The organism is Microcoleus sp. Pol14D4 (assembly GCF_036701245.1).
GTDB lineage: Bacteria > Cyanobacteriota > Cyanobacteriia > Cyanobacteriales > Microcoleaceae > Microcoleus.
On the sequence record NZ_JAUBQM010000138.1, the window covers coordinates 1 to 8,015 of the forward strand.

At 48.2% G+C, this 8,015-nt stretch carries 6 protein-coding genes; 3 read left to right on the plus strand and 3 right to left on the minus strand.

Annotation, left to right across the window (positions count from 1 at the left end; genetic code table 11):
• Window positions 1-227: 227 nt before the first annotated feature.
• Window positions 228-1,256 carry a hemerythrin domain-containing protein gene (locus QUA33_RS26970; RefSeq protein ID WP_333152686.1) on the minus strand — a complete coding sequence of 343 codons (1,029 nt, stop codon included), beginning with the start codon at window positions 1,254-1,256 and terminating at the stop codon, window positions 228-230.
• A gap of 346 nt (window positions 1,257-1,602) precedes the next feature.
• Here QUA33_RS26970 and QUA33_RS26975 point away from each other — a divergent pair, with 346 nt between their 5' ends.
• Both QUA33_RS26975 and QUA33_RS26980 read left to right on the plus strand, forming a co-directional pair.
• A complete protein-coding gene (locus tag QUA33_RS26975) occupies window positions 1,603-2,868 on the plus strand; it encodes a pitrilysin family protein (RefSeq protein WP_333152688.1) in 1,266 nt (421 codons plus the stop codon).
• A 248-nt stretch (window positions 2,869-3,116) separates the two neighbouring features.
• Window positions 3,117-4,385: a pitrilysin family protein gene (locus QUA33_RS26980; RefSeq protein WP_333152691.1), complete on the plus strand. Its 1,269-nt coding sequence runs from the start codon at window positions 3,117-3,119 to the stop codon at window positions 4,383-4,385.
• 154 nt (window positions 4,386-4,539) lie between these two features.
• Here the strand turns inward: QUA33_RS26980 and QUA33_RS26985 are convergent, their stop codons facing one another.
• Window positions 4,540-4,866: a DUF1330 domain-containing protein gene (locus QUA33_RS26985; protein WP_333152693.1), complete on the minus strand. Its 327-nt coding sequence runs from the start codon at window positions 4,864-4,866 to the stop codon at window positions 4,540-4,542.
• A 493-nt stretch (window positions 4,867-5,359) separates the two neighbouring features.
• On the minus strand, window positions 5,360-5,737 hold the full coding sequence (locus tag QUA33_RS26990; protein WP_333036129.1) for a DUF6632 domain-containing protein: 378 nt from the start codon (window positions 5,735-5,737) through the stop codon (window positions 5,360-5,362).
• Window positions 5,738-6,043: 306 nt separating this feature from the next.
• Here QUA33_RS26990 and QUA33_RS26995 point away from each other — a divergent pair, with 306 nt between their 5' ends.
• A complete protein-coding gene (locus tag QUA33_RS26995; RefSeq protein ID WP_333152695.1) occupies window positions 6,044-7,864 on the plus strand; it encodes an efflux RND transporter periplasmic adaptor subunit in 1,821 nt (606 codons plus the stop codon).
• The last annotated feature ends 151 nt before the right edge of the window (window positions 7,865-8,015 follow it).

Consider the following 8,015-nt stretch of genomic DNA (forward strand, 5'->3'; position numbering starts at 1 on the left):
AAATACATAAATATAATTGCACGGAAAAAATTAATTAGGATTGCTCTAGGTCTAGAAAATCATTTAGGATTGCTATAACAGATTTGATATTAGTTTTTGAACATTGGTGAATTTACACAAATGAGTTTACACAAAACAGTAATCCCGCTACGTGGGTAGCGGGATTGATAGGTTGCAGTTTAGCTAGTTTTGAGCTCAGCTAGAGCTACAATTAGCTCCCTGCTGAATTAGCTCAGGTTAGCCATTTCTTGCTGGATGGTGCTTTTGGCTGCTTTGAATTGAGTAGCCATTTGTTCCATTTGTGCTTCGCTCAAGTTGCGGCGAATTTGAGGGAACATATCGTTTTCTTCTTCTTTTACGTGATCCTGAACTGCTGTTTGGAGCTGTTTGATTTGGGCTTTGAACTCAGGAGAACTCGGGTTCATTGACTTAATCTTGGCGAGCATTTGCTTCATTTCTGCTTGCTCGTCGTAAAGTTCTTGAGTGTTGCTGTAGTAGCTGCGAATTGCTGGGTAAACAACTTGTTCTTCGGCTTCGGCGTGAACGCTGAGGTCTTTGTAAAGTTGACCGAAGAATTCTTGTAGTTTTTGAGGATCGTCGGTGCTTGCGATTTCCATAAATAGGGTATCGGCTTTGCGGTGATCCATTGAGATGATTTCGGTGATGTTCATCTCATCTTTGCTGCGGGTAACTGCACCGCCGATGATGCCGGTCATTGCTGCCATTGCATCTTGTACGCGAGCCCAAACGCCTTGGTCGGGGTCTTTGCCGGTCAGTTCGCGCACGCCTAAAATTTCGAGAACTCCTTTGAGTTGTTCTTGGTGAGCGCGGTTCTCAAAGTTAACTGTGTTGAGGGGGGTAATGGCAGCTTCGATGTCAGCGCCGACTACTTGAGCAGCTTTGTGAATTAACAAACCGGCCATTGTTTGTTTGTGTTTGAGCAGTTCGTGCTGGCTGACTTTTTCAAACAATGTGAGTTCAGAACCTTGCATGAGTTTCTGAACTTCTTCAATCATTTTTGTGCTGGTTTCTTTGGGTTCGGCTTGAATGCCGTATTGCACGATCGTAGTTTCTAATACGCCCAAGTTTTTGCGATCGTCTTCGAGCATATCTCGGAAGCGCTGGGCTAGTTCGGAGTCGTTGCAGGAATTGATGAACAATTGCTCGTTAGCGATCAACAGGTTTTGCAGCGCTTTCATGTCTGCTAATTTAGTGGCGATCGCTTGGCGCTTGGTATCTTCTAGGGTAGCTACCATCTGTCGTTTCTCCTCTCAATGTCTTTAGTGTTCTTACATCTCTTAATTTATTGATATATTCTGATAACATCCTCTTTCTCCCGACTGATTCATTAATATCCCGCGCAACCTATTGACTTTTAAACCAAGAAATGATAGTTAATTAATGCTAAGGTCGTTTTTGAAAAAAGCAAAAATTACCCTTAATAACAACCGCCAACTGACAACTGCCAAGCGCTAACTGCCAGCAGTCAACTGACAACTGCCAACAGAAGACTGACTTTTGTATCAATTAATCCCGATCGCATAGCTGGAAGGCGCTACCATGGTTGCAGCCGAAGTTAACTAAAGTTTAAGAATAACTAGCTTGTCTCAACTGCTCACTGCTTTAGAGTTCCCAGCCAATGTCTGGAAGCTGAATAATGGGTTAACGGTCATTCACCAGCGGATTTCGGCCACACCGGTGGTCGCGCTAGACGTGTGGGTAAGGGCTGGCGCTACGCTGGAGCCGGATTCTTGGTCGGGAATGGCTCATTTTCTAGAACACATGATATTTAAAGGGACGGATTCGATCGCCCCTGGAGAATTTGACCAAGTAATCGAAAATCGCGGCGGTGTCGCCAACGCAGCTACAAGTCACGACTACGCGCATTTTTTTGTTAACGCAGCAGCCGATTATTTAGCAGAAACAGCCCAGCCGCTGGCAGAATTGCTGTTGCGGGCTTCGATTCCGGATCGGGAATTCGATCGCGAGCGAGATGTGGTACTCGAAGAAATCCGTCAAGCTCAAGACAATCCCGATTGGCTGGGTTTCCAAGCCATGATGGAAACAGTTTACCAGCGGCATCCCTACAGGCGATCGGTACTCGGCACGGAAGAGCTGCTGATGTCGCGAACTCCCCACGAAATGCGCTGTTTCCACCGATCGCACTATCAGCCGGAAAATATGACTGTGGTGGTAGTCGGGGGAATTGATGAAGAACAGGCTAGGGATATCACGGCGAAAGCATTCGAGCAGTTTTCAGACAGGTGGGATTGTCCCAAATTAACCGCAGAGGCGGAACCGCCACTGATAGAAATTCGCCGTCAGGAATTGGGCCTCCCCCGATTGGAACAAGCGCGGCTGATGATGGCCTGGACGGGCCCGGGAGTTGAACATTTGCAAAGTGCTTGCGGCTTGGATTTACTGTCGGTGTTGCTCGCAGACGGGCGGACTTCGCGTTTAGTCAGGGAACTGCGGGAAGAATTACAATTAGTAGAGGCGATCGACAGCACTTTCTCGCTGCAACGGGAATCGAGTTTATTTACTATCAGTGCAGTCTTGGAAGCCAAGGATGTCGAACAGGTGGAATCTCGGATTTGCGATCGACTTTGGCAATTGCAGTCTGAGCCGGTTTCCGAGGTAGAATTGCTCCGCTGTCAGCGTTTGCTGTGCAACGATTTTGCTTTCTCCCTCGAAACGCCGGGACAGCTCGCCGGTCTTTACGGATATTACAATACGATCGCCACTGCGGAATTAGCGCTCAGCTATCCCACCAGGATTAAAGCATTTGGGCCTTTAGACCTCCAGCGCCTAGCTCAACAATATCTCTCTCCCCGACGCTATACAGCCGTGGTACTCAAACCAATCTAATAACGGTTGACGGTTGACGGTTGACTGTTAATTGAAAAAAGGTAAGAGAAGACTTGCAGCTAAAATAGCAAGAGCGATGGTTACATTAAGTCATCATCGTTTTAGGCATATTAAGCATATGTCATACAAAGTAGATTTAGGTGGATTCCTAGATTTACCGGGTTAAATGTATCTGTTACTGTGGTCAACAATCAACAGCGAACAGTCAACAGCCAACAGTCAACAGTCAACAGTTAACAAAGAATTCAATGAAAAATGAAATCCAGCGCACGGTTTTAGACAACGGTATTGTTGTCTTAGCAGCAGAAAATCCAGCAGCAGATATTATTGCAGCTAGGATATTCCTGCGGGCCGGCAGTCGCTACGTGCAGCCGGAACAAGCAGGATTGTGTCACTTGCTGTCGGCGGTAATGACTAAGGGAACCGATCGGCTGTCTTCGCTGGAAATTGCCGAGCGTGTAGAATCGGTGGGAGCGAGGTTGAGTGCCGACTCTACTACAGACTATTTTTTAGTGAGTTTGAAGACGGTTTCTGCAGATTTTGAGGAGATTTTGGAGTTGGCGGCGCAATTGACGCGATCGCCCACTTTCCCGGAAGCTGAAGTCGAACTCGAACGCCGCATTGCCATATCAGCAATTCGATCGCAGCAAGAACAGCCATTTGCGATCGCCTTCGAGCAATTGCGGCACTCGATGTACCAGGAACATCCCTATGCTTTCTCTCCCTTGGGCACGGAAGCTACGATGTCAAAGCTCACCAGAAACGAGCTCGAACAGTTCCACAAAACCTATTTCCGTCCCGATAATGCAGTTATTTCTATAGCCGGCAGAATCTCCACCGAAGATGCGATCGCGCTGATCGATCGAACTTTTGGAGACTGGAAAGCGCCTTTAACACCCCTGCCAACTTTAACCGTCCCCCCTCTCTACCCCTCACCTCAATCGGTCGTTACGGCGCAAGATACGCAGCAATCAGTGATTATGCTGGGCTACCTCGCACCCTCTGTCAAAAATCCCGACTACGCAGCGATTAAATTGCTGAATACTTATTTGGGTAACGGTTTGTCGAGCCGATTGTTTGTGGAATTGCGGGAAAAGCGGGGCTTGGCTTACGACGTTTCCGCGCTCTACGCGACGCGCTTAGACACGGCTCAGTTTGTCGCGTACATGGGTACGGCGCCCGAAAATACGGCGACTGCTTTTGAAGGATTGCGCGCAGAAGTCGATCGACTCGCCAACACCGAACTAAGCGAGGAAGAATTGCAAGCTTGCAAGAATAAAATGCTCGGTCAATATGCTTTAGGAAAACAAACTAATTCTCAAATTGCCCAAGTTTTAGGTTGGTACGAAATTTTGGGATTGGGAATTAAATTTGACCAGCAGTTTCAAGAAGAAATTGCACAGGTGACAGCTTCAGAAGCGCGGGATGCTGCTAAGAAATATTTTGTAGAACCGTATATTTCTTTGGTGGGCCCGGAGGCGGCGATTGCAGAGTTGGGTGTAGCGGCTGTTTGTTGAGGAAATTGGCGATCGAACTTTTCAAAAGTTCGATCGATGCGATCGCCCGAACATCATATAAGCTCCAGCAGAATATGTCAATTCGTAGCTGTGGCTATAAATCTCGACAATATTGCCAAATGGGTCTTCACAATACACCATAGAATTGACGATATTAACCTTTTGGTAAATAGGGTATGGTTCCTGCGACATCGGTATCATCGATTACATGGAGCCTGCCGATACTACCAGCCTGCCGAGCTTGACGATATTTTGCATAGGCTGGATCGTTAACAAACGCTTGCACTGCCTCCATAGAAGGAAATTCCACCAAGGCAACCAGCGTTGTTTCTAGTTCCTCGCCTTCAATAGTCGTAATATTGCCACTGCGGGAAAGGTATTTCCCCCCATGATTATGTACGATATCGTGAACATTTGCTGCGTAGTCAGGAATCCAGGCATCATCGGTAACTTTAACGTCTGCGATTAAATATACAGCCATGAGGTTTCTCCTGTAGCTAATTGGTTAGTTGACTATAGCAATCCTAAATCATTTGTGAATCTCTTACTCCCGAACTGCGGGTTCGGGGAGGGTTGGGGTGGGGTCAAAAATTTACGACTCCTGCAAGAATTGCTATATTCACTAACATCATTAGCTAAAATTTTCTTGAGCCGATCACCACGCTTTATATCAAATCCGCGCTTCCGGAGTCGGGCGTAAAATCGAATCAACAGTCAATACTCAACTATCATTCAGTTTTCCGACCCGCCCGTTAACAGTCAACAGTCAACAGTCAACCATAATTCCGGTGCAACCGGAATTGATATTACGAGTGGGGTGAGATACATCTTGCTGACTTAGCAGCGATTAGTACGAATCGAGAAAATGCACCCCGGAGCGATCGAACGGCTCAAATCAGCGGCAGTAGAGTCCTTAACTCAGCACCCCGGGCTTTCGTTTTTCTCCGGCATTTGATGTGTTCTGCCGCGCCCATTCATTCACTTGGCACCACTTCGCGTGACGCTAGGAAACCAAGGACAATTGCCACCAAAATCAATGCTGGAACATCGCCGAGGAGGTGTCCGCGTTCCGCAGAATCAATCACTGCGTGTACCGCCATGATCAGCCCGTGGACAACACTCGACCAGACGGTGAACCAGATTAAGCTGAGATGCGTTTCTGGTTTTCGAGAAGCCCACAGCAAAAAGACACCAAGCGTCGCATAAATGCCGACGATCATCTGTTCGTATTCGTATTGGCCTGGTTGCCACGACCAGCCAGACGACCAAACCTTCATCAGTGGATAGACAAGCAGAAAGGCAATTCCGACAACAACAAGGGCGATTCGCAAGTATCGATGATGCTGATCCATTGCTCTAACCTCCTATGATTTTCGAGTATAGTCTCTACCAACTAGATTCGTATTTTCGCAGTAAATATCTTGAGCTCGATCAAAATCATACCTCCCACGATTGTGGTGCCGTTCTAAACGCTTCTGAATCAACCACAAAGAAGGTGCTTATCAAGATCGGCTTCCCGCCACACCCCCATAGAGGACTTGTCGCATAACGGTTGATTTGAGCGGCAAACGATCGCTCCTAACTAAAAATATCATAATTGAACGTTTTCTGTTCCGGAGCGGTCTAAATTGAACAGACGCCCGATATGTCTAATTTATATGTACTTAGTAAAGCACTTTCAGATAAAAAAAGAGCTGACTCCGTGGGTTAGCGGGCTGCTTGCCGCTTCCCTGCTTGCAGGAGTAGGCTACACAGCTTACAGCCAACTCACAGTCAAATCCAGCCGCGAAACCAGACGCAGGGAAAAAACCGTTGCTGTCGAAAGGGTGAACCTGCCGATTACAATTTCGGCAAACGGCACAATTGTGCCCGAACGTTCCGTTAACGTCAGCCCCAAAACTTCAGGAATGCTCAAAAGTTTGCTTGTCAAGGAAGGAGATAAGGTTGAACAAGGGCAGATTCTCGCCTACATGGACGACTCCAACCTCCAAGGACAACTTACCCAAACTCGCGGACAACTCGCAGCCGCCGAAGCAAACCTGCAAAAATTGCTCAACGGCACTCGAACCCAGGACATTGCTGTGGCTAAGGCAGTGTTAGCAGAACAACAGGCAAGTCTGGAAAAATTGCTCAACGGCAATCGAACCCAAGACATTGCTGTAGCTGAGGCACAACTAGCTGAACAACAGGCAAATTTACAAAAATTGCTCAACGGCAATCGAAGCCAGGATATTGCCGTAGCGGAGGCACAACTAGCTGAACAACAGGCAAATTTACAAAAATTGCTCAAGGGCAATCGCCCTGAAGACATCGCCCAAGCAATTGCCAAACTCAGAGATGCCGAATACGCCAAAAACCAAGCAGAGGAAGACTTTCAGAGAAATCAGGAACTCTATAATGCCGGAGCCCTTGCTTTGCAAGTTGCGAACAACTCCCGCACCGCGCGCGATCGAGCTCAAACGCAAGTCAGGCAAGCCGAACAAGCTGTAGCTTTGCTGCAAGCGGGTACTCGCCCTGAAGAAATCGCTTCTGCGCGGGCTGCTGTCGAGCAAAAACGGCAAGCTTTGACCCTAGCCCGATCGGGCGCACGCCCCGAAGAAATCGCTGCGGCGCGGGCCGCTGTCGAGCAAAAACGGCAAGCTTTGGCCCTGGCGCGATCGGGCGCACGGTCGGAAGACATCGCTGCGGGGCAAGCCGCCGTCGAGCAAAAACAGCAAGCTTTGGCGCTGCTAGAAGCAGGTTCCCGCCCCGAAGACATCGCCCAAGCCCGCGCCCAAGTTCTCGCCGCTAGAGGCAGCCTGCAAAGCGTTCAAGCGCAGATCGACGACACTGTGCTGCGGGCTCCTTTCACCGGCACTGTCACCCGCAAGTACGCCGATCCGGGCGCTTTTGTGACTCCCACGACTGCAGGTAGTGCGGTTTCTTCGGCGACTTCTTCTTCGATTTTGTCCTTAGCTTCAAAAAATCAATTAGTAGCAAACGTAGCAGAAACTAATATTTCTCAGATTAAGATCGGCCAGGCTGCATCTATTCAGGCCGATGCTTTTGCGGGAAAGACTTTTGCAGGTAAAATCACTCAAATTTCGCCTCAGTCGATCGTCCTGCAAAATGTGACAAGTTTTGAGGTTAAAGCGGCAATTATTAATGACGATAAACAAATGCTGCGATCGGGTATGAATGTGAATGTGGAATTTAAAGCCGGTGAACTTAAAAATGTTTTGGTAGTTCCGACTGCAGCAATTGTCCGCCAACAAAGGGAAACGGGGGTTTTTGTTCCCGGTGGAGAAGATGGCAAACCTGCTTTTATGCCGATTAAGACTGGTATGACGGTGGATGACAAGACGGAAGTGCGATCGGGTTTGAAAGGAAATGAAAAAGTGCTGCTTACTTTCCCGCCCGGATCGCGGCCTAGATCCCAAAATCCATCGTCGGGTGGAATTCCGGGTTTGCAACCGGGTGGCGGCACTCGTTTGCGTTAGTAGTCAGCAGTCAGTAGTTAGTCCGCGAGTGAGTCCGAGAGTCCGACAGGGATTGAAATCCCTGTCTCATAGCGAAAGTCCTCCTCAGAAACTCAATCTAACTGCAGAGGTTTAGCAACGAGCTCAAACCCAAGAGATTGAGCCGTTTTCT

Excerpts from the sequence above, each read along its gene's own strand:
- QUA33_RS26970 (WP_333152686.1), bottom strand. The coding sequence starts at position 1,256 with ATGGTAGCTACCCTAGAAGATACCAAGCGCCAAGCGATCGCCACTAAA.
- QUA33_RS26980 (WP_333152691.1), top strand. The coding sequence starts at position 3,117 with ATGAAAAATGAAATCCAGCGCACGGTTTTAGACAACGGTATTGTTGTC.
- QUA33_RS26985 (WP_333152693.1), bottom strand. The coding sequence starts at position 4,866 with ATGGCTGTATATTTAATCGCAGACGTTAAAGTTACCGATGATGCCTGG.
- QUA33_RS26990 (WP_333036129.1), bottom strand. The coding sequence starts at position 5,737 with ATGGATCAGCATCATCGATACTTGCGAATCGCCCTTGTTGTTGTCGGA.
- QUA33_RS26995 (WP_333152695.1), top strand. The coding sequence starts at position 6,044 with ATGTACTTAGTAAAGCACTTTCAGATAAAAAAAGAGCTGACTCCGTGG.